Source organism: Rhodopirellula sp. JB055, assembly GCF_043100905.1.
Lineage (GTDB): Bacteria > Planctomycetota > Planctomycetia > Pirellulales > Pirellulaceae > Rhodopirellula.
In genome coordinates this window covers 1-20,525 of record NZ_JBICHO010000319.1, presented here as the reverse complement: position 1 = coordinate 20,525, position 20,525 = coordinate 1, and the positions used below count along the sequence as shown (strand labels likewise).

Here is a 20,525-nt window from a genome sequence, read left to right as displayed (position 1 = left end):
TGTACTACGTGTCGGTCACAGGGATCACTGGTGAACGAATCGCTTTGCCAACTGACCTGGTCGACAATGTTGGCTGGCTTCGCGAACAAACAGAATTGCCGATCTGCATCGGATTCGGAATCAGTGGCCCTGAAACCGCAGCCCAACTGGCTCCCGTTTCGGATGGCCTGATTGTTGGCTCTGCGATCGTTCGACGCGTTGCCGACGCAGTGTCCAAGGCAACAGAGTCAGGAATCGATCCAGTGAAAGCAGCCGCCGAAGAAGCCGGTGAATTTTGCCGTTCTCTGCGATCCGCAATCGACGCGGCCTGATCGCGAGCAGAGAAAGCAAACGTTCCGATTAAGCGAGCCTGCTGTTGCTCGGTGGGAACGGCTTCAGCGGTTTGGTGCTCGCCACTGAACCGGTCGATCCGCTGTCGAAAAACTCGGCTGATTCGCAGCCGCCTGTCCGGAGGTGCCCGTGTTCATTCCATTGCTTTGCACGGCAGCATTTCCTTGAAAGGAATCCTGTGGCGACTGAACGGGTGCCGAGGCGGTGTTCCACTGCAGAGCTTGCACAGCGGGTGAGGCCGACGGCACCAATTGGCTGACCGGCAATTGCCCTGGCAACGCCGATGAGCCAACATTGACTTGAGCCGCGACGTTGTTCGTTCCCATCACGTTCGTGGACGGGTAAGACACCGAATTCGGATACATGTTGTTGTTTTGAGGGACATACCCCGGTGGCGGTGGAGCTCCCGTCAAGTCGATCACGGGCATCCCGCCACTGCGAACTCCCGTCGAGCTATCCGGTGCCGCTGCCACCAACGGGCTGGGCTGAACCGCGTTGGTTTCCACCCATTGCTGATTTGCTCCTTGGCTGGCTGGTGTCGTGCCGGCCGGCATCGTACCGCCTGCTTGAGCAACCCCAGAACCGATCGTGTCATTGGAATTGTGACTCATCGGCACCACGCCGGACGTGGAATTGTACGTCCCGGAAGGAGCGTAATTGGCGGCTGCCGCCGGAGTTCCGCTGACTTGGCCATACGATCCTGTGGCCGGTGGTGGGACACGAGCCGATGCACCAAACGGGCCAATTGTCGGCAGGGTGGGATTCTGGACCGCGGTCTGGCCCGGTTGCAGCATGCTGATCGGAGCGCCGTTGGTCCCGTTGGTTTGCTGGCATCCAGTTAACAAACCGAGCGCTGTGACTGCCGAAAGGCCGGCACAGGTCCGCCCGATAGTATTCTTCGCCATCCAATTGAATCGCATCTTTGAACGCCCGATTGCGTGTCATCTGCTTATGAAAAAACGGCAAGGCGGACGTATGTCGTCGCTTGCCGCATCGGGCTTTAACAAATCTGCGAAGTTTTTCGAAAGACCGGAATTCGAAACGAGCCCACCTTGTCGCTCATCACAAGTTCATTCAAACCAAACGAAAAACGCCCGCAATCAGGAGCGATTCGCCTGCGATGCGTCCGCATCCTTGGGAGGCACAATTTTCGCTTTTGGTTTTTCTGTCACCGTTCCGGGAACCAACCACGGTCCACGACTGTGCTCCTGGATCAAACGCGTCAACTCGTCGCTGTCGATTGCCTCCACTTCCAGCAAACGCTGCGTGACCGCTTCCAACACATCACGGCGTTGTTCCAAAATTTCGCGTGTCTGTGCCAACATGTCATCGACAATCCGCGACACTTCTTTGTCGATCATCTTGGCCATTTCGTCGCTGTGCATGACCTGGTATTCACCGCCACCAGATCCCGCCAGGAATGGGCTGCGGGTGTTGCGACGGAGATTGATTCGCCCCAGTCGACTCATGCCGTAGTCCATCACCATGCTGCGAGCTGTCTCGGTACAACGTTCCAAGTCATTCTGAGCACCGGTGCTGATGTCCTGAAAAATCATCTCCTCCGCCAACGTTCCTGCCAGCATGACTTTCATCTGACTTTCGAGTTCACTTTTGGTCATCAGGAACCGCTCGGATTCCGGACGCTGCATCATGTAACCCAGCGCGGCCAGACCGCGAGGGATGATGCTGACTTTGTGCACCGGGTCCGTGTTGGGAAGGGCCGCTGCGACCAAGGCGTGTCCCGACTCGTGATAGGCGACACGAATTTTTTCATCCTCGTTCATCACCCGTTTCTTCTTCTCCAACCCAGCCGTGACACGCTCGACCGCCTCGTTGAACTCTTCCATCGCAACGGCGGGTTTGCCATTTCGAGCGGCCAGCAGAGCGGCTTCGTTGACCAAGTTGGCGAGATCCGCGCCCACGAAACCACTGGTGATCGACGCGATGCCTTTCAGTTCAACGGTCTCATCGAGCTTCACGTTTTTGACATGCACTGCCAAAATTTCTTCGCGGCCTGCCACATCGGGACGATCGACCAAAACATGTCTGTCAAATCGACCGGGACGCAACAAGGCTGGGTCCAAGGTCTCCGGCCGGTTGGTGGCGGCAACAACGATGACGCCGGAATTGGAATCAAAACCGTCCATCTCAACAAGCAACGCGTTCAGCGTTTGCTCGCGTTCATCATGCCCGCCGACCACGCTGCCACTGCGGCTTTTTCCGAGCGCATCGAGTTCGTCGATGAAGATGATGCAGGGAGCACGATTGACCGCTTGAGTGAACATGTCGCGAACGCGAGCGGCACCGACACCAACAAACATCTCTACAAAGTCGCTGCCCGAAAGGCTGAAAAACGGCACGCCTGCTTCGCCAGCGATCGCTTTGGCCAACAACGTTTTCCCGGTTCCCGGAGGCCCGACGAGCAGGACACCTTTGGGAATCCGGCCGCCCAAGCTCTGATACTTGTCGCTGTTTTTGAGGAAGTCCACGACCTCACGGACTTCATCGACCGCTTCTTCAATTCCAGCCACGTCCTCGAACGTCGTCGGCAAATCATCTTCGCTGTACAGCTTTCCGCGGCTTCGTGAGAAGGACATCGGCGAACCGACGCCGCCCATGCGTTTGAGCATCACGATTCCAAGAGCCACCAACACGCCGATCATCAACAATTCAGGCCAATGATTTTCTAAGAAACGGCTGGGACGATCGTTGTCCCACGCAACTCCTGACTGCTCCAGCAGATCTTCCAGTTCCGCTGCGGTCACATCGTTGGGGTAACCGCGAATGGTTAGGAAATTGACCTGTTCCGCTAGTTCTTTTTCGCTGGAATGATTCGGCGTGAAGGCTTTGAAATAGACCTTTCCCGTGATCCGATCGTCGGCCACCCGAATATCACTAAGACGACTGAATTCGTGCAGCACATTTTCCTTGGTGCTGCTCGGGACAGTGATCTTGGGGCTGGGAAGTTCGTTCGCGGGATCGCCATCGATCAACGTCGCCGCGGTTTCAGAGACGGAATCCTCTGCGTTGGAATCCGCCGCTGCATCCAATCCCGAGGAATCGCCGGATGTCGCCTCGGACGATTCAGCAGACTTTTCCGAGGAAGCGTTCGCTTGGCGAGATTCGATCGCCTGCTGCCGCTCAGCGGATTTCGCCAGCAGTTCCTTCAGATGCGGGTACGCCAGCCGGCGGCGGTTGTCACTGAATAGAAACGCACTCAGCACAACGGCGCACGTCACGGCCAGTAAAACCAACCAGACATTTCCTCCGCCTCGATTCTCGGACGATCCACCGCGTTTCGACTTGGGTTCGTTGCTCATTGCGTTCCAATTGTCATTGTTTCGTTGATGTCGGCTGATTCAGCCACGGTCACACTATTTCTTCAGCCGGATGAGTTCCCAAGCCACCACGTCCGCGACGGGCTGAAAATCTGGCCCTGCAACGCGTCTGGATGGCTTATTCGGATTGTTCTGGCTGGTCCGTTCCCCCATGATACGGCCCCCGACACCCTGGACAATCATTCTCGTGACATTGCCCCCATCCATCCCATCCCGAACGGAACCGACCGTGCCCGCCGATCCCCCCTCTGCGGATCCAGTGCCTGATTTCCGGTCCACCAACCGCCCGATCAGCCGGGTCGCCGTTCTAGGTGCGACCGGCAGCATCGGTGTTGCCACGCTCGATGTGATCGAAAACCTGAATCGATGCGATCCCCAATTCGCGTGGGAAGTTTCCAGCGTCTCGGGTCACTCTCAAATCGACTTCCTGATCGAATTGGCAAGCGGTTGTCACACTCCACCGCAATCGGTGGTCGTTTCGAACACGGACAAACACCCCCAAGCCGCTCAGGCACTTCAAACCGCCGCCGCCCAATCTGCTTCACGACTGACGAGCCATTGTCAGTTGGACGTGGGCCCCGACGCGTTGGTTCGAGCCGCAACGGCAAAAGACGTCGATGTGGTGGTTGCCGCCATCGTGGGACGAGCCGGCCTGGAATCCACTTTGGCTGCCGTTCACGCGGGCAAACGAGTCGCCTTGGCCAACAAAGAAACCCTGGTGGTCGCTGGCCCAGTCGTGACGCAGGCCGCCGCGGACAACGCCGCCGAGTTGCTGCCGATCGACAGCGAGCATTCCGCGATTTTCCAGTGTTTGGCGGAATCACGGGCTCGCCAAAGCCACGCGGCGGCGCTGAATTCCGCCGCCGATCCCTCGGCTGCTACGTCCGCCCGCGACCAATTTCAATCCACCCCAGCCCCAGCAAAGACGCATTGGCCCGGCGTCCGGCGACTGATTCTGACGGCCAGTGGCGGGCCGTTTCGAGATTGGACGACCGCCCAAATGCGGGGAGCAACCGTCGAACAGGCTCTCGCTCATCCGACCTGGAAAATGGGGGAGAAAATCACGATCGATTCCGCCTCGATGATGAACAAAGCTCTCGAGGTGATCGAAGCCAAATGGTTGTTCGATGTCCCAGCCGACAAAATCGAAGTCGTCGTCCATCCTCAATCGCTGATCCATTCCCTGGTCGAATTCGAAGACGGCAGCCTGATCGCGCAGGTCAGCCCGCCGGACATGCGGATGCCGATCCAATACGCCCTGACCTACCCACGCCGTTTGCCCTGCCCAGCACCTGAACTGGACCGGTCACAGAGCTGGGACATGACGCTTTGCCCCGCCGATCCAGAATGTTTTCCGGCTCTGGCCCTTGGTTTTGAAGTGGCCCGCGTCGGCGGAACGGCGGGTGCCGTGGTCAACGCAGCCAACGAAACGGCAGTCGACCTGTTCCTAAACCGGCAAATTCGCTTTACTGACATCCCTGAAATTTGCCGCCGAACGTTGCTCGATCACAATCATGAATCTTCGCCCACACTCGAACGACTGCTAAAATTAGACGTTTGGGCACGTGATCGAGCTCGCGAATTGGCTCAAATTTAAATCAAAACACCTCGATTGAACTCGTTCACTGAACCGGTTCGCTCGACCAACCATATCTTCAACGAGGGTTTGCCAGGCTGGCATCCCCGTTCAACTCTCCTTCACCCCCGTCGAATTCATGTCGTTGCCTGTTGATTGGTCCCTCTTGCCCTCCTTGTTGGCGGCCACCGAAGACACCGGCGGCGTCCTCGCTTGGTTGCAATCCACTTGGTTGTGGGTCCAAGTCGCCCTGGGAATCGGCTTGGTGATCTTTGTTCACGAACTCGGTCACTTTCTTGCCGCGAAAACATTTGGCGTGAAGTGTGAAAAGTTCTACGTCGGCTTTGACGTTCCAATCTCCATCGGGCCGATCAAATTCCCTCGCACGCTGGGCAAATTCACCTACGGCGAAACCGAATACGGAATCGGCATTCTGCCCCTGGGCGGATACGTGAAGATGCTGGGACAAGACGACGACCCACGCAAGGCCGAAGAAGAAGCCCAACGCATTCGCCAAAGCGGTGAAGCGTCCGACTCAGAAGAAAAGCTCGATCCGCGAAGCTACCCAGCCAAACCCGTTTGGCAACGAATGATCATCATCAGCGCTGGCGTGGTCATGAACGTGATCACGGGCGTTTTATTTGCCGCGTTCGCGTTCTTCAACGGAGTCGGCTACACGCCCGCCGTTGTTGGCGGTGTGACTCCCGGTGGCCCCGCTTGGCAGGCCGGAATTCAATCCGGCGGACGCGTCGTCTCCGTCGGTTCGCTCGAAGACGATTCCCAACTGCCGTTCAGCGAAATGCAGTTGAAGATCATGGAAGCGGGCATGGAATCGTCCGAAACTCCCGTTCCGGTTCGCCTGCAATACGGCGACGACACTCGCGAATATCAACTGGTAACGCAGGCCAGCCCGATCGAACCCGATCGACGCATGATCGGCATCCAAAGCCCAACCGGCGACACGCTGTTCAAGGACCTTCCGGCGATGCCAAACTCGATCGCCGCCGAAGTGGTGACCGATGCTGACGCAGGCGCCAAAGTGATCGGCTTCGACGAGCAAACGCTTGACGCCAGTTCGATCATGCCAATCACTCCTTTGTTGACTCGCATTCACACCGCCCCATCTCAACCCATCGAACTCCGTTTGGCTCGCGCCGACGAAACCGAACACACTCTGACCCTACCGCCTCAAAAGGCCAAGGACTTTGGCATCCAGTTCAAAATTGGACCGATCAAGGCCCTGATGCAAAACGGACCGGCTGAAAAGGCGGGCATGAAAGTCGGCGACCAAATCATCGCCGTTGGTGATGACACCGATGTCGACGCCTACCAAATGCTCCTCACCGATGTTCAATACGACGAACCGGTGACGATCAAAGTGCGACGCGGGGAAGGCGACGCCAGCGAAGAAATCGATCTGACGCTGACACCGCAGCGCGTCGAACAAACGATGACGCCTGTGTCCGCGTTTGGCGAAATGATGTCCGTCGATTCGCTCGGATTCGCCTACGAACCCACCGCCGTCGCATCGAAAATTCTCGAAAGCAAAAACACCTCGGCTGAATCAACCGCTGCGGACTCCACCGAAACGATCCAAGCCGGTGACGAACTTCGCGAAATTCGCGTTCAGTTTGCCAACGCAACCGATCGCGAATCGATCGAAGATGAGTTGACCGAAATGGCGATGGAGGCCCTCACGGAAGGCTGGGAAATCGGCCCCACCAAACCGCTGGGCAACTTGATGGAAACGATTCAGTTGTTGCCCGTGGGAACCAAGATCATCGCCACCGCAGTTCGTCCCCCCAACGGCACCGTGGTTCAACAAACTTTGACCGTTCGCCAGTCCGATCGGTTCTGGTACGAACGCGGTTTGAATTTCACTCCTGTGGAATCGATTCGCCAAGCGGACTCGATCGGCATGGCACTCGCCCTTGGTGTGAGTGAAGGCAAACGCCGGATGGCCGATGTCGGCCGCTTCCTGGGCATGCTGGTTCGCGGCAAAGTGAAAGCCAAATTTGTCGGCGGCCCTATCCGAATCGCGCAAATGGCCAGCCACCAGGCCGAAAAGGGTTTGTCCGCCCAGTTGATGTTCTTGACAATGCTGAGCATGAACCTGGCGATCCTGAACTTCCTGCCAATCCCAGCGCTCGACGGAGGCCACATGGTCTTCCTGACCGCCGAACTGATTCGCGGGAAGAAGGTCGACGAAGCGATGGAAATGCGACTGACGTTCGTCGGTGTGTTGGCATTGCTGGCCCTGATGATCTTCGTCTTCACCAATGACCTCCTGAACCTTTTGTAGCTCCGAAGCATCTACGCTGGGATCTTCTTGATTTGATCTCCAGCGATGATGTGAAAGGGACGCCGTGAATGACGACTTGGGCGAACCACGCGACTACCTGAAGTTGCACTTCCTGGTATTCGTGTGGGGCTTCACGGGCGCCATGGGGGAATTGATTCACCTGCCCGCTGTCGAAATTGTGCTGTACCGAAGTGCGATTGCATCGGTCGTGCTGGCCTGGATGGTCCGAACTTCTTGGCGGGTTCCCACCCGGCGAGCCCTCGCGATGCTGGCGACCGGATGCTTGATCGGTGCTCACTGGGTGCTGTTCTTCTTGGCAGTGAAAGTGGCCAACGTTTCGGTGTGCATGGTCGGCGTCGCAACGGTCTCGCTGTGGACCGCGTTGCTCGAACCGGTGATGATCCCGTACCGCAAACTGCGGCCGATGGATCTACTGTTCGGCATCGGTGTCATTGCCGCTGTCGCGGTGATTTTTCAAAGTGAACTCCAGTACGCCGGTGGATTCCTGATCGCGATCACCGCGGCAATTGCGGCCGCTGTGTTTTCAATTTTGAACGGACGTTTCGCCACGACGACGCCTCACCGTGTCATCTCGCTGTATGAAATGGTTGGGGCCTGCGTCTTTTGCGCCGCTTGTCTGCCTCTGTCCGCGTTCTACCTGAGCAAAGGCCAAGGTCTGGACCTGGTGCCATCATGGAGCGATTTCTCTTGGCTATTAATCTTGGCAGTGGTGTGCACGGTCTACGCCTACAGCGAATACGTTTCGCTCCTGAAATGCCTGACCGTGTTCACCATCAACTTCGCCAACAATCTGGAACCGGTTTACGGAATGATTCTTGGTGCCGTTTTGTTTGGCGATTATCAGACGTTAGGAGTTGGTTTTTATGTGGGCGCCACCGCGATCGCGGTACTGGTCCTCACTCACACCGGGATGTCGCGTCGAAAACGATTGCCAATTGGATGAATGCAGCGAGGTTGGGCTTGGGTTAAAATGAGGGTCTCGTCTCATCCTCATTGACTCCCACCCCTGTCCAGCATCCCCATGTTTGCAACTGCTTTTCATTCACCCGCTTCGCCGTTGACTCGCAAGCTTCTGATCGGATGCTCCGCCGTTTTGATCTCGGCGTTGATGGCCGTTCCCGCGTCCGCACAGCGTAAGAAAAAGAACGACGATCCAGCGCTCAAACCGCGTCCGGTCAAACTCAAGACCAAAGACAACATTGAGCTGACCTCGTTCTACTTCCCCTCAACGGAGGGCAAGAATGCGATTCCGGTTCTGTTGATTCATGAGTGGAAAGGGCAAGCTTCGCCTTATCAAAAACTCTGCCTAACAATGCGTTCGGCTGGATTGGCCGTGTTGCTGGTTGAGTACCGCGGGCATGGGAACAGTCGCCAATACACCACCCCTCGCGGTGACACAAAGGACTTCAACGTCAACACGATGGGCAAACGCGACATCCAAGCGATCATTCAATATGACCTGGAAGAAGCCAAACAATTCCTGAAGAAAGAAAACAACGAAGGCCGCTTGAACCTCAACGCCCTGACGGTTGTGGGCGTGGAAGAAGGAGCGATCATGGCCGCTCACTGGGCCGTTCGCGACTGGGGTTTCCCCAGTGTTGGCCGCTTGAAACAAGGTCAAGACGTGAAGGCGCTCGTCTACGTCTCTCCGATTAAAAACTTCAATGGACTGACAATCGACTCCACCCTACGTGATCGGAACGTCGGGCTACTGCCCACCATGATTGTCGCCGGCAAAGCCAGCCCCGAAGCCCAGGAAGCCGAACGATTGGGCGGTCGAATCACCGCTCTTCGCAAACGCCTGAAGATCGGTGGTTTGGAAGTCAAAATGGAAAGCACCAGCCTGAGTGGACCAGCGTTGATCAACGAAGTCTCGTCCACGACGACGGACATCATCAAGTTCATCAAGGCCAACGTGCCAGTCAGCGAGAGTGAAAACGAGTGGATCGAACGCTGATCAGTCCGGAATCTCGTCCCACGACTCAACGTCATGCCCAACGTTTCGCCCGGCGGAACGTTGGTTTTTTCATTCCGTGATGATTCGCCGAAATCAAACGCCGGAATCATTTGCCAGTTGATTCGCCAAAAGGCTTGCCCGTGAGCAAGGGGAACACCGGGGCTCCTGCAACCTTCGTCGGAACACTCCACAGCGTCCCTCCCGCGGTCACGAACAAGGTCTTCAGATCGTCTCCGCCGAAGGCACAATTGGTCGTTTCATCGCGTGGAATCCGCAGGCAATCCAGTAATTTCCCCTCCGGCGAAAACACATAAATGCCTGCCGTTGGTTGCTCCGCCGTTTCCTGCGGCAAATGCGGTTTGTTCAAACCGGCGGCGACGTACAGACGTCCTTGTTGATCCAATTTCATTCCGTCTGGCCCACGAGTCGTTCCCCAATCGTGAACCAATGTTTGACTGCTTGGATCAACGCTTCCATTCGCCTTCAAATTAAATCGCCATAACTTTCTCGCGCCGCCCAAACCGTTGTTGTTGTCCGCGACAAACAGAAGTCGATCGTCTGCCGTGACCACCAACCCGTTCGGCCGATCGACTTCGTGAGCAATGATTCGAGAGACCGTTCCATCGAGATCGATTCGGTATACGCCCTCGACGTGCTTGCCCGCTTCATCCACCAATTCCATGTTCGACCGATCACCATACTGCGGGTCGGTGAAGTAGATCCGGCCAACAGAATCAACGGAAAGGTCATTGGGCTGGTTGAATTTCATCCCATCGAAACCATCTGCCAAAACGGTTTTGCTGCCGTCCAGTTCCACTCGCACAATCCGACGTCGCACCGCTTCGCAAACGATCAGACGTCCCTCACGGTCAAACATCAAACCATTCGACCCAGAGTCCGTTTGATACACCGACATTTCACCCCTTGGGCTTCGCAGGTTGATGTTGCCCTCACCGCTGGTGAAAAGTCCCTTTTCAGGATGCCATGCTGGCCCTTCCCCCGCACCATGCTCCTGCAGCATGGTTGGCTTGCCTGCGAAAATAAGAGGGGCCGGATTCGGTGAAGGCATCGTGTCTTGAGCGAGCGCAGAGCCAGCCGAAACCACGCCCAGAATCGCCGATAAAACCATCGCCACTCTTCGATTCCCGTCGCTTCGAATCACCGTCAACCTCGTTTTTTGCATCATTTTCATCCCGCCATTGCCTTTCGAAAAGGCACAGAATAAACGATCGCCGACCACTCCGCCGAAAACTCTGCACCAATTCACCGCGTCTCAAAATCTTGAAACGATCTGGACTTGCACCCCCGAAAACACGAAAGAAGAGCTTGTCCCATTTCATCGATTGGAAAAGGATTTTCCATGGACGAACCCACCCCATCCACTTTCGCGTCCGTGCGTGACGGATTTGCTGCAATCCGAGAACTGATCCTGGTGCTCGCAATGCTAGCGTTGTTCCTCACTCCCACCACCGTTCGCGAAATCTTGCAAGACGCGGGAATCCGATCCTTCGCAGGTGTGGAATTCGACGAGGAGACTTTGGCGGAGGTCGAGAGCGCCGAATCGCGAGTGATCGAACTTGAAGCTCAACTCGCACTGGCTCAATCACAATTGGAATCAATCGCGCAAGTATCCCCCAATCGCGCGGACCCACGACTGGGGTCCGTTTCACGGCTGCTTGCCAATGCCCAGCAGAGCGCGTCGAAGATGAGCGACAACCTGGAAGAAGCCAAAGGCAAACAAATCGAACTTTGGCAGCGATCCGGACGACCGCCTCGCACTCACGGTCGCGACGAGTCACCTGCACGGGAACAACCTGAAATCGAACAAGCTTTGGTTGCTCCCGCAGAGCTGTTCAATCGCTGAGTCAGCGGGCCCCCAGAATCTCCTGACCGACGGTCGAGCCGCCTACGCGTCGTCGCGTCGTAGTTGATCGAACAACTTCGCTCTCGCCAAACGCCAATCACGCTCCACCGTCGCGACGCTGATTTCAAGAACCTTGGCGACTTCTTCGTTCGTCAGCCCCGAAAAGAACCTCAGTTCCACCACTTCACGTTGGCGAGGCGACGTCGATTCCAACCCTTCCAACGCGGCTTCCAAATCCTCGTATTGGCAACGGTTGTTGGCTTCAAAGTTGTCCAGCACCACATCCAGGGAAGCTCGCTGGTAGTCACCGCCGCGCTTATTGGTCCGACGACGCCGAGCGTGATCGATCAAGATTTGCCGCATCGCCCGGTTGGCCATCCCAAACATGTACCGACGATCGGAAACGTTCTTCAGTGCCTCGGTGTCCAACAACCGCACACAGGCCTCGTTGACCAGAGCTGTCGCTTGCAACGTGTGATCGGGACGCTCGCCACGCATCAACGCCCCCGCCATGTCTCGCAGTTCAGACTGCAACGTCACGAACAACTTTTCGCGAGCTTCTTCGTCGCCGTTCTTCACCTGCTGCAACAGCATCGAGACTTCGGTTTCAGGTTGGCTCACGAGACAAAAACTCCAACGACGAGACGGGTACGAAGGCGGCGGTGCGGATCGGAAGATGAAATCAAACGCCCCGGAAAGCATACCCGCTTTTCGACCCACCGAGGTCACCGGCCGATCGCTTCCAAGACACGACGTCGAACCGCTGGAGCAAGGTTGCTGTTGCGAACTTCGTCTTCGATCTGGTCATGCGTCCCGTGGTAGCGAAGCGGTGCTGGATGCAGGTCTGGCAAATCCAAACTCACCGAAACATCATCACCGTTCTGGCTCACCGAAACGCTCTCATTGCGACCAGCAAAGGCAGACGTGGAAACCGCGATACCGGTCCGACCAGGCAACGACCACTGACTCATCCGTGGGAACGGTTGCCCGAATTGGGATCCGTTGGCCTGAGCCCGACGAGCCTTGTGAACGGGAATCATCTGGCCACGCCGCATCACGAGCACGTTCGTCCGGGCAAGCTTGGGTGCACCATCGCGTTCCAGCACGGGCATCCCATCGACCGACATCAACACGTCACCGCGTTTGAGTCGGAAGGGAGCGTCTTTGGATTCAACCACTCGCTCGACGACCAAACCGTGCCCAGGTATCAGCATGGGACAATGCATTCGCAACAATTCTGGAACGGGAGCGAACTGGACCTTCCAATCTGGATGAAGGGAATCGACGGCATCGATCTTCTCGGTAGGAGCACCAATCGCTGGCTGATCGGCATGCGAGGCTTGCAGAGCGACAAAGGACACCCCGAGACAAAGAACGGAAGCCAGGAGGAGACGATTCATGGGAACACCTTGAGAGTTGGTGATGAGTTGAATGTTCGATCGGACCTCATCTGAGGTCACTGAGAAAAGAGCGTCGGATCCTCCGACGTTCGTTGATTTCGAAATTGTCAGTATGGGGACGAGTCGTTGGTTGCTGCCCGCGAGTTCAGCAGGCAAACAAGCGTCTTCAAACATGTAAGCCAAAGGGCGTTCGCCGAATGGCACTTAATTCACCCTCCCTCTGGGAGGGTCGAGCGACGCGAGGGGAGGGTTCAGCATTGAATCCAGCCCGGAACCCTCCCCGGCCCGAAGCGTCCCGTCCCTCCCAAAGGGAAGGAGAAGGAAAACTCCACGACCTCTGCGAAGCGACGTAAGACGCACAACTTCCAGTTCAGCGGTTCCAGTACCGAGTGCGGCTGTTCGACCAGGCTCGCGTGCTGCTACCAAATCCGGTTGAAGTGCTGCCTCCGTAAATCTGACCTCGTTGCATGCCAGTGTTTCGGATTCCCGTGTTGCCACCGGTGTAAATCCGACCGTTTCCTTGCGACGTCACACCACCGTGGCTGATGTGTGTTCCGTTGCGTCCGATCGTCATGTTCAGGTTGTGACCGATCCCACCGACTCCTTTGCCGCCCACGCCAATCGAATTCGACAGCGAGATGCCATTGGGGCCGGCTCCCACGCCAAAGCCATGGCCAAAGTTGGTGCCATTCTTGGAACTGCTTTTCGACTTCGCGAATTTCCATTGGCCATTCGCAGATGCCCCCGCACTGGCTCCTCCGTTGAGGAAATCGACATACGATCCAGCACTCTGTGCTGAAGCCGGTTGGCAGGCGGCAGCGACAAACAGGAGAGCAGCGATACCGGAAAGGACTTTGAAGTTGACGATCTTGGACATGGTTTTTCTCGTAAGCAGAAGGTTTCAGGAAGTGATTCGAGCGGCTGACTTGCCGCCTCACAAACACTTGCGAGATCCCCTCTCGGATCCCCTCACGAAATTCAAAACTTTTCCAAAGACGGCAAAGCTCCGTGTTTTGAGCCTCAATCCGCGTCAAATACCGTCACCATCAAATCATCCAACCACGCTTCGCCCTCGCCGGCCGAGACAATCTGAACCTCCATCGGAATGCTGGTCAGCGTCGGATCCGGCGAGCGATCGAAGTAAATTTCGGTCTCGAATTTCCGCCAATCGTAAGTTCCCTCGGCCAAATCCAAAGTCACCGGGACCTGGGATCCATTGACGATCAATTGCACAGCGTCTTCGTTCAGATCGTTTGCCTTGGCCCAAACCGAGACTACACACCGCGAATTTTCGGGAATCGGGAAAACCTGTTTCGTTCGCCCGCCCTTTGGAATGGTTTCGCCATCAGTCCGCGCCGCAACTTCCCCCGATAACGGTCGATCACCCACGATCCGCATCGAATACTCCCCCGTGTGAGCCTGAGACGACGTGACGCTGGCCAATGAGCGATATCCCGGATCGTTGATCCACGCGATGCCTCGATCGTTGGACCAATAATTCCATCCACCTTGTTCGAAACCACCGTTGAGCAGAGATGCTCGGTAAGGCGTTGGCGTCTCGCCGTCCGCAATCAGCACCTTGGTCGCTCGCGGCAGTTTGTTGATTTCTTTGATCCAGTCCGACAGTTGCCGCATCTCCTCCCTTGGCCGCGACGTCTTCGCCCATTCCTTCAGCCGGTCATACAACGGACGCACCGCGCCGAGCACTTCGCAACCGGGCTGCGTTTCCAATGCCGCTCGGACCGATTCGGCCGCATCGGGATAGTTCCGCAGATAGGCTTGCGTCCGTCCAATCCCCAATAAACATGCGGCCTGGTGTTCGCTCAACTTCGCGAGCTTCGATGCCAGCCTGTAGAGTCCGAGAGCTTCTTCGTACTCGCCTGAACGATCCTTGCAGGCAGCAATTCCGTAAGCCGCCCATAAGTGATGCGGATCCAACTGATTCGCTTTCTCAAAATCTTCCACCGCGAGATCCAATCGTTCGGCAGACAAATGAATGATCCCGCGAGCCGCCAACGCATGAGCCAGCAGGGGCGGCGATAGCTGATTGACTTGCCCTGATTCGAAGAGCTCGTCCAAAACGACTTCAGCCACATCATTCTGCTGGCGTGTCAGATGAATCGATGCCAGTAGCAATGGGTAAACCGGCTGATCGGGATGCCGCTCAGTCATTTGCTCTGCGAACTGAATCGCATCCGATCGTCCCCGCAAATCTTCCGCCGCTATCAAAGCGGAATCCACCACCGGCACCAAAGCCAACGACTGCCGACATGTTTCCAGCAACACGTCAACGGCAAGTTGATTCTGATCGATCGCGGAAAGGGTCATGCCGTAGACCCATCCGACCCAAGGCTGTTTTTCGCCCAGCCGGAATGCATTTTCAGCATCCTGCATGCTCCACAACAAAAGGTCTTCGATCCGTTCTTCGCGGACGGACGGATCGACCGACTCATCGTCTCGCAATAGATCCGCCTGCATCCGATACAAAGCAGCACGGTCGGCGTAGCCAAAGCAATTGTCTGGATTGATCGCGATGCATCGTCCAAAGGTTTGAATGGCCAACGAATAGCTCTGCCAGGTCAGTTCAGGCTGTTGGATCGCGGAGAAGTACTGCAGATGGCCAAGGGTGAGCTGCGTCCAATAGTGGTTGGGGCGCAGGGACGCCGAACGCTGAAACAACTGGCGTCCACCTTCGACGGCGTCAAGGTTTTTGTAGTCTTTGAACACCACTCGGAACGATGGGTCCATGGCGGATAGCAAACACATGATGCCGATCTTTTGCGCGTCAGCCGCGTTGCGAGCCGTCCCCAGCTCTTCGCCTTTGACCCATTTGCCATCACCCAAACGGAAATTCGCGATCCCACGGTACCACCGCACCGCCTCCGATTGTCGAAACAGTTCGACGCGTTCGCTCACGACCTTGGCCGCCTGAGCTTCTGCGATCCCGGCTTTGGTCTGCATCGCCGTCCAGGCCTTCCACAAACGCTCACTCGAATCCGATTCACCATCGGAATGCTTCATCACCCCGAACAATCGAGTCCCAATCGTCTTGACCAACATCCCATCGAGAATGATCCACTGTTGGTAGGTGTCCCAAAGCAACTGGTCCTTTTGATCTGCCGACAGATCCACGTTGGGCAGGTAGTTCCACCAATCTCGTTGCTCCCAAATGCCAAGAGCCTTCAGCGCGTTCGAGGCCGCCATGATTCCCTGTGTGTCACGGCTCATGATCCCAAACTCTTCGGCTTGTTCCGACAAGTCGTAGAACGATACTAACCGCTGCATGCGTTCCGCTTTGGCAACAATTCGTTCGCGATCCTGGCTGAACTCGGGTTCTTCCTCCAGCGTTTTGGAGGCTCGCTGCAGAATGCCCAGCGCTGATTCATAGCGTCCAAATTCGATTTCGCTGTCCGCGACCTGCCAATCGGAGTCCACCGAATTGCGAATCTCGTTCAACCGCTTCGCATTCGCGATGGTGAGTTCCAATTCCTTTTGATTGCGCTCGCTTTCAACCTTCAGACGCTGCGAACTTTGGTAACTCCAAACCGCCGCTCCCGCAATCGAACCAAACATCAACAACAGCGCAGCGACCGCGCCGCTGGTCGCCAGCGTGCGATGCTTGCGTCCCCAACGTCCAATTCGAACCGCCAACGGATCGTTGAATACCGACACGGGTTCGTCGCCCAACCAACGTTCCACGTCGGCCGCCAGCGTGGCCACGCTCGGGTAACGATCCGAGGGCTTCTTCGCCATCGCTTTCAAACAGATTGCTTGCAACGGTTCTGAAACACTCGCATCGCGGCGACGTGGCGGCGTGACCTCTTCTTGGCGAACACGCTGGAGAATCTGACTAACAGAATCGTCTTGATGAGGCGGTGATCCCGTCAAAATTTGATAAAGCGTTGCCCCCAGCAGATACACGTCGGTTTGGCGTCCAACCAGCGAAACGTCTCCGTTCGCCTGCTCCGGACTCATGTACTGCGGCGTGCCCACCGTCCCGCCTGCTCGCGTGTGACTGGAATCATTTTCGCCTTTCATGGAAGCGTCTGGTTTCGCATCGAAGCTATCAGCGACCGCAATCTCCGAGCCATCATCGAGCTGCTTCGCCAGTCCCCAGTCCACCACCAGCGTCTCGCCGTATGGTCCGACCATGATGTTGGCGGGTTTGATATCGCGATGGATGATCCGCCGACTGTGCGCATACTCGATCGTGTTGCAAACATCGACGAAACGATTCAGGATCGTCCGCAACGAACGAGCCTGCTCGCCTTCGTTTGAAGAATTCGTGTGCCTCGACTCGTCTTTCAACGAATCACGGTATTCGCGGATGACTTGCCGTAGCGTTTGCCCTTCGATGAAACGCATCGCATAAAAAGGCCGTCCGTCCTTCCAAGTCCCCATGGCATAAACGGGAACGATGCCGGGATGTTCCAACCGGCCAGTGATCTCGGCTTCGCGAAGAAAGCGGGCGTTGGCTTCTTCGTGCCCGTTCCATTGTGGCCGAATCTGCTTGATCGCGACCTCTCGGTCGAGCTGCCGGTCGTGGGCGACCAAGACTTCGCCCAACCCACCTTCATCGTGACGCGAAAGGATTTGGAAACGAGCGGACTCGCCGACCGCGGCGTATTCTTCGGGGATGTCGCCCGACTCGTTCGGCTGGTCGTCCCCGATGGCCTGCATCAGCGGTGACGCCGGCATGAATTTCGACTTCAGGAACTCGTCGCCTTGCGCCGCCTCATCGGCTGCGAGCAGCTTTCGGACCTGCTGCAACAGATCGCTGTTGTCGCCACATCGATCCAGCAGAAATGCTTCCCGCTCCACGGCCGGACGATCAATGGCGTCGAAGAAAATGTCTTCTGGGTTTGATGACTGGTCATCCGACAAAACGGTCCCCTCGTTCGTTTAACGTCACTTCTTCGCGAGTCAATTTCGCTCTGAAGCTGCGATCCCCCGGGCGAAGCTTACTCGAATCTCCCGCAGTGTCGGCTCCAGTTTCACTGGGTTTTCAGGTGCGAATCAAAAAAAGTGAAAATCGATGAGGGGTCTGCGACGGGTTTCTCGCAAGGTTCCGGTGAAGACAACAACGTCCTTCAAAACGACTTTTTGAAACTCTCTCACTGAGGAACCCAGCCATGTCCACTCGTCTCTTCGCCATCGCCGTCGCAGCCGCTTGCTTGATGACCGCCGAAGCCAACGCTCAAGTCACCGCCCGCAGCTACTCCAACGGCGGCACCGCGATCTCAACCGCCAGCGGCCGTGGAAATACTCGACTGAACGCCAGCTCCTACGCCACCAACGGCGGCTACGCTCGATCCGACATGCGAGGCAGCGGTCGCAACGGCGGATTCGCCAGTGGAAACAGCACCGCCTACGCCAACGGCGGTGTCGCAATCAGCCAAGGTCGCTCGCACGCCAACGGCTGGAGAGCCCGATCACACGCCGATGCACGTGCGGTCACTCACGGTGGATTCTCGAGAAGCAGCAGCACCGCGAAAGCACTTGGCAATTGGTCCAACGCTCGATCCAACTCGACAGCAAATTCATGGTTCGGACGGTCCAGCATCAGCCGAGCACGGGCGATCGACAATCGCACCCTCCCGCAACCCTACACGCCGCCCGTGCAAAACGCGGTCATGCCTTGGTGATTTCCAACGCCTGAACAAGAGCACCCTCAGCAAAACGACAACGGAACTCGCGGGCTTCATTGCCCGGCGGGTTCCGATCAATTGTTGGCGGAAGTATGTTGGCCAGGGCAGCTCACTCCTTCGTTGAAACGGAAATTCCATGCCCGAATCGTTGCTTCCCCTGGATCGTTTGATGGCCACCCTGCGGACCCGTGCCGCGGAGCGTCCGGAGGGCTCCTACACAACCAAGTTGATGAACGGTGGTGCCGAAGCGATCGGTCGAAAAATTCGCGAAGAAGCCGAGGAACTGATCGAAGCGGCCGACGAACCGGACGAAGCCGGCCGCCAACATGCCATCTACGAAGCCGGCGACCTGATCTATCACGCGATGGTTCTGATGGCTTGGCGCGGAATCGAGCTCGACGAAGTTGCCGCCGAACTGGCTCGCCGCGAAGGCACCTCGGGCCTAGTCGAAAAAGCCTCCCGGCCGGCAAAAAAGGACTCGGACACAACCGAATCGTGAGCCCGAATACGCTGGGATCCAAACAGACACCTGCCAAAAATCAACTTCAGCGATTACTCTTTTCGCCTCACTGACTTTTTGGTTCTCGATCTTTTTTGGTTCCCATGACGACTTTGGCCCCCCTCGGAAGCGGCTCTGACCCCGACAGTTTCTTGCGTTTGGGGATTCCCAGCAAAGGCCGGCTCAGCGAACTGGCCACCGGGCTGCTGAACCAAGCGGGATTGAGCTTCCGCCGTCAAAATCGAGGCCTGTTCGCTCGAGTCAGCGGGCTACCAATCGATCTGATCTTTCTGCGAACCGATGACATCCCGACTCTGTGCGCTGAAGGTGCCATCGACATGGGGATCACCGGCAGTGACCTGGTCGAAGAAGCCGGGGCCAAGGTCGAACAACGCATGGCGTTTGGTGTCGGCCGATGCCGACTGGCGTTCTGCGTCCCCGATGACGAAGACTACACCGACGCGGCACAGCTCAATGGCAAACGGATCGCGACCAGCTTCCCCCACGTCACCGAGCAATACCTCGCCACCAAAAACGCAAAAGCTCATCTGGTGTCGCTGTCCGGCAGCGTCGAAGCGATGATCCGCCTGGGCGTTGCGGACGCGATCGTCGATTTGGTCGAAACCGGCAGCACTCTGGCAGCCAACCGCTTGCGGATCCTGGAAGAAATCGGCCACTACGAAACCGTGCTGATTCAAAACGGAACGCATCGCCGCAAAGAAGTTGCCGACCGTTTGGTTTCGCGACTCGAAGGCGTGGTCCTCGCTCGAGACTATTCCCTGGTCGAATACAACATCCCTCGATCGCGAGTCAGCGAAGCGGAAAAGATTACCCCCGGTTTCAATTCTCCAACCATCAATTCGTTGGAAGATCAAGACTGGTGTGCCGTTCAAGTCATGGTCCGACGCGGCGAAGTCGTCGAAGTCATGGAACGTCTCAAAGAAATCGGCGCGTCCGGCATCTTCGAAATGACGATCAATAATTGTCGTTTGTAGGATGCGAACCAGAGTAGAACCATTGTCCCCAACTGTTCCGTCGGGCCACATTCAAACGCCGAGCCGCATCAATTCCCAGACGCAGCGTGTCACACCATTCGCGTCATGTGTCTCGACGTCGCCAACCAGCCACGCAAACGTTTGAGACAAACGTTCTACTCCCATTGCTCGTCAAAGCATCTGCCTTAAGACCTGTCCGGTCAGACTGTCGTTGACCGACGCGACTTCATCACGAGTCCCGCTGGCCACAATCTGGCCGCCCTCTTCTGCGGCACCGGGGCCGACTTCGATGATCTGATCCGCGGCCGCCATCAGCATAGGATGGTGCTCGATCACGATCAACGAGTGCCCTTCTTCGATCAACGCATCAAAGCACTTCAGCAGTCGCGTGATGTCGTCGAAATGCAATCCGGTCGTCGGCTCGTCCATCAAGAACAACGTCCGTCGCTTGCTCGATCCTGCGAGGAACGCGGCCAACTTCAAACGCTGAGCCTCACCGCTGGAAAGCGTGGTCGCCGGTTGCCCCAACGCGACATAATCCAGCCCCACGTCAATCAACCGCTTCAGCTTGTTCTGAACCTTCGGCATTTCGCGA

General features: G+C 56.8%; 16 protein-coding genes and 1 pseudogene. 9 read left to right on the top strand and 8 right to left on the bottom strand.

The annotated features are described in order from the left end of the window. Positions 1 to 311, top strand: a 311-nt coding sequence (locus ACF8AM_RS12695) for a tryptophan synthase subunit alpha (RefSeq protein WP_392555989.1), incomplete at its 5' end; no start/stop codon positions are given. A gap of 63 nt (positions 312 to 374) precedes the next feature. Here the strand turns inward: ACF8AM_RS12695 and ACF8AM_RS12690 are convergent. Continuing rightward, positions 375 to 1,235, bottom strand: a complete 861-nt coding sequence (locus tag ACF8AM_RS12690; RefSeq protein WP_392555988.1) for a hypothetical protein — start codon at positions 1,233 to 1,235, stop codon at positions 375 to 377. Positions 1,236 to 1,430: 195 nt separating this feature from the next. Then, positions 1,431 to 3,650, bottom strand: a complete 2,220-nt coding sequence (gene ftsH / locus ACF8AM_RS12685) for an ATP-dependent zinc metalloprotease FtsH (RefSeq protein WP_392555987.1) — start codon at positions 3,648 to 3,650, stop codon at positions 1,431 to 1,433. A gap of 247 nt (positions 3,651 to 3,897) precedes the next feature. Here ftsH and dxr point away from each other — a divergent pair, with 247 nt between their 5' ends. From dxr to ACF8AM_RS12665, 4 genes are all read left to right on the top strand, one after another. After that, positions 3,898 to 5,265 (top strand): 1-deoxy-D-xylulose-5-phosphate reductoisomerase, encoded by a 1,368-nt coding sequence (gene dxr, locus ACF8AM_RS12680; protein ID WP_392555986.1) that lies wholly within the window; start codon positions 3,898 to 3,900, stop codon positions 5,263 to 5,265. Between the two features lie 118 nt (positions 5,266 to 5,383). Then, the gene (locus ACF8AM_RS12675; protein ID WP_392555985.1) at positions 5,384 to 7,546 is read left to right on the top strand and encodes a site-2 protease family protein; all 2,163 of its coding nucleotides are present in this window, start codon (positions 5,384 to 5,386) and stop codon (positions 7,544 to 7,546) included. A gap of 64 nt (positions 7,547 to 7,610) precedes the next feature. Next, positions 7,611 to 8,510, top strand: coding sequence for a DMT family transporter (locus ACF8AM_RS12670; protein ID WP_392555984.1), 900 nt, complete (start codon positions 7,611 to 7,613; stop codon positions 8,508 to 8,510). Between the two features lie 78 nt (positions 8,511 to 8,588). Then, positions 8,589 to 9,524 carry an alpha/beta hydrolase gene (locus ACF8AM_RS12665; protein WP_392555983.1) on the top strand — a complete coding sequence of 312 codons (936 nt, stop codon included), beginning with the start codon at positions 8,589 to 8,591 and terminating at the stop codon, positions 9,522 to 9,524. A 106-nt stretch (positions 9,525 to 9,630) separates the two neighbouring features. Here the strand turns inward: ACF8AM_RS12665 and ACF8AM_RS12660 are convergent, their stop codons facing one another. Next, entirely contained in the window at positions 9,631 to 10,653 is a 1,023-nt protein-coding gene (locus ACF8AM_RS12660; RefSeq protein ID WP_392555982.1) for an SMP-30/gluconolactonase/LRE family protein, read from the bottom strand. 231 nt (positions 10,654 to 10,884) lie between these two features. Here ACF8AM_RS12660 and ACF8AM_RS12655 point away from each other — a divergent pair, with 231 nt between their 5' ends. Beyond that, a complete protein-coding gene (locus ACF8AM_RS12655) occupies positions 10,885 to 11,388 on the top strand; it encodes a hypothetical protein (RefSeq protein WP_392555981.1) in 504 nt (167 codons plus the stop codon). Positions 11,389 to 11,430: 42 nt separating this feature from the next. Here ACF8AM_RS12655 and ACF8AM_RS12650 read toward each other — a convergent pair whose 3' ends face one another. From ACF8AM_RS12650 to ACF8AM_RS12635, 4 genes are all read right to left on the bottom strand, one after another. Continuing rightward, a complete protein-coding gene (locus ACF8AM_RS12650) occupies positions 11,431 to 12,009 on the bottom strand; it encodes an ECF-type sigma factor (RefSeq protein WP_392555980.1) in 579 nt (192 codons plus the stop codon). 104 nt (positions 12,010 to 12,113) lie between these two features. Next, complete coding sequence (locus ACF8AM_RS12645) at positions 12,114 to 12,788, bottom strand: hypothetical protein (RefSeq protein WP_392555979.1); 675 nt, start codon at positions 12,786 to 12,788, stop codon at positions 12,114 to 12,116. A gap of 370 nt (positions 12,789 to 13,158) precedes the next feature. After that, complete coding sequence (locus ACF8AM_RS12640) at positions 13,159 to 13,665, bottom strand: hypothetical protein (RefSeq protein WP_392555978.1); 507 nt, start codon at positions 13,663 to 13,665, stop codon at positions 13,159 to 13,161. A 143-nt stretch (positions 13,666 to 13,808) separates the two neighbouring features. Then, complete coding sequence (locus ACF8AM_RS12635; RefSeq protein WP_392555977.1) at positions 13,809 to 17,672, bottom strand: protein kinase; 3,864 nt, start codon at positions 17,670 to 17,672, stop codon at positions 13,809 to 13,811. Positions 17,673 to 17,920: 248 nt separating this feature from the next. Here ACF8AM_RS12635 and ACF8AM_RS12630 point away from each other — a divergent pair, with 248 nt between their 5' ends. From ACF8AM_RS12630 to hisG, 3 genes are all read left to right on the top strand, one after another. Continuing rightward, on the top strand, positions 17,921 to 18,433 hold the full coding sequence (locus tag ACF8AM_RS12630) for a hypothetical protein (RefSeq protein ID WP_392555976.1): 513 nt from the start codon (positions 17,921 to 17,923) through the stop codon (positions 18,431 to 18,433). 139 nt (positions 18,434 to 18,572) lie between these two features. Then, a complete protein-coding gene (gene hisE / locus ACF8AM_RS12625) occupies positions 18,573 to 18,935 on the top strand; it encodes a phosphoribosyl-ATP diphosphatase (RefSeq protein ID WP_392555975.1) in 363 nt (120 codons plus the stop codon). A gap of 104 nt (positions 18,936 to 19,039) precedes the next feature. Continuing rightward, the gene (gene hisG, locus ACF8AM_RS12620) at positions 19,040 to 19,930 is read left to right on the top strand and encodes an ATP phosphoribosyltransferase (protein WP_392555974.1); all 891 of its coding nucleotides are present in this window, start codon (positions 19,040 to 19,042) and stop codon (positions 19,928 to 19,930) included. A 171-nt stretch (positions 19,931 to 20,101) separates the two neighbouring features. Here hisG and ACF8AM_RS12615 read toward each other — a convergent pair. After that, positions 20,102 to 20,525, bottom strand: a pseudogene (locus ACF8AM_RS12615) (excinuclease ABC subunit A); the annotation flags it as partial.